At 67.9% G+C, this 1,968-nt stretch carries 2 protein-coding genes; both read left to right on the forward strand.

The annotated features are described in order from the left end of the window. Positions 1–1,429, forward strand: a 1,429-nt coding sequence (locus ACJA3G_RS35950) for an alpha/beta hydrolase (RefSeq protein WP_406557228.1), incomplete at its 5' end; no start/stop codon positions are given. A 101-nt stretch (positions 1,430–1,530) separates the two neighbouring features. Beyond that, a partial coding sequence (locus ACJA3G_RS35955; RefSeq protein WP_406557229.1) for a hypothetical protein occupies positions 1,531–1,968 on the forward strand: 438 nt, incomplete at its 3' end.

Here is a 1,968-nt window from a genome sequence, read left to right on the forward strand (position 1 = left end):
CACCCTCGGCGCGCTCCACCCCGGCCTTGCCGACCCCAACCCGAACCGGGCCAAGGCCCAGGACATCGCCGACCGCATCCGCCGGGCGCTCACAGCCGCCCGCGAGGCCGACGAACACTTCAGTACGGCCCTGAGCAGGCTGAAGGCCGAGCCCGGCCTGGACGTCACCGAGGCGACCTGGAAGGACGCGGCCTCGGACCTGGCCGCGGTGCGCAAGCTCTCCGGCGACCGCCTGAAGAAGACCATCCCGACGAACGCCTCCCCCGCCGAACGCCACGACTGGTGGACCCACCTGTCCCAGGCCCAGCGCGACGAATACCTCACCCTGTGCCCGGACGTCCTCGGTAACCTGGACGGCATCCCGGCCCTCGCCCGCGACGAGGCCAACCGCGACAACCTGCAGATGCTGATCGGCAAGCTGTCGGGCGAGGACAACGAGGCGGCGCGGGCGAAGCTCGCGGGGTTGCGGTCGATCGACGAGCAGCTCCAGGCGGCGCCGGAGCCGGGCGTCCCGCCCATGTACCTGCTAGGGATCGGCGACCAGGGCAACGGGCGCGCCATCGTATCGTACGGCAATCCCGACACGGCGAAGAACGTCGCCGCGTACGTTCCGGGGCTTGGCACCAGTCTCGACAAGCACTTCGCCGAGAGCGACCTGAAGCGGGCGCGGGAGACCGCACTCGGTGCCAGGGAAGCGGACCCCGACCATCCCATCGCTTCGATGGTCTGGCTCGGGTATGACGCTCCTCAGCTGCCCGCCGAACAGCCCTTGGCCAATGCCGCCGTCATGATCGACTACCACGCCAACATGGGCGCCACCGCGTACAACGGGTTCATGGCAGGCATCTCCGCCACGCACGAGACGGGCGACCCGCACGTCACCGCCATCGGTCACTCCTACGGCTCGCTCACCGTCGGCCTCGCCGCACAACGGCACGGTGGCATCCCCGGGGCCGACGACATCATCCTCGTGGGCAGCCCGGGCACGGAGGCGAAGACCGCCGACGAGCTCGGAGTCGGACGGGACCACGTGTTTGTCGGCGCCGCCAAGAACGACATCGTGACCCAGCTGCCCAGCAAGAGCGAAGCCACCGGAATCCTGGCCGGGGGCTTTATCGGGGGACCTGGCGGTGCGCACATCGGCCACAAGATCGGTCACGCTCTGAACAACGTCCCCGACGAGCGCTACTTCGGTGCCGACCCGGCGAGCCGCGAGTTCGGCGCCAGGCGCTTCGCGACGGGGGACGGGCCGCTGCTCGTCAGCCCCGACGCGGATACGGTCGACAAGATCAAGCACCTGAAGAATCCGACGGACCTGGGCGCACACTCCAACTACTTCGATCCGGACGCCGATCCCACGTCGGCCAGGAACATCGCGCGAATCGTGGTGGGCAAGGTAAACGACATCACCACTCAGGAGCCCCGATGAAGTCCCTCCGTCGCGCTGTCGCCGCACTGCTGCTCCTCACGACAGCTGTCGGTTGCGGTGGGCTCCCGGACAGCAGCACCACGGAAAGGAAGAAACCGACCATGGACATGAGTCAAGGTGCCGAGCAGGCCGATGCGATCCTCCAGCAAACCTTGCGGAGCATCAGGCCGCCGCTGCGCTGGAACCACGGCCCCTCGAACGACATCGCGTGCAGCAACATCCTGGGCAAGGGCACCGGGACCGGCACGGTCAAACGCCGTATCGCCATCCTGACCAAAGTGTCCGCCGAGCGACGGGGCAACCTGCTCGGGGCAGTCGAGCGCAGTTGGAAGGCCCACGGGTACAAGATCATCAGCGTGAACCCGAGTAAGGACATGCCCGCCATCGACGCCACGACGCCGGACGAATTCAGCGTTTCAGTGCAGGTCGGTGCCACTGGCCAGTTCATCTTCTCCGCCGGGACTCCCTGCCTCACCCAGACCAGCAATATCCCCAAGCCCGCCACCACCCCCAACACCCCGCAGCGCGACGTCCCCTAC

Origin of the sequence: Streptomyces sp. YS-3 (assembly GCF_045257485.1) — a bacterium.
Lineage (GTDB): Bacteria > Actinomycetota > Actinomycetes > Streptomycetales > Streptomycetaceae > Streptomyces.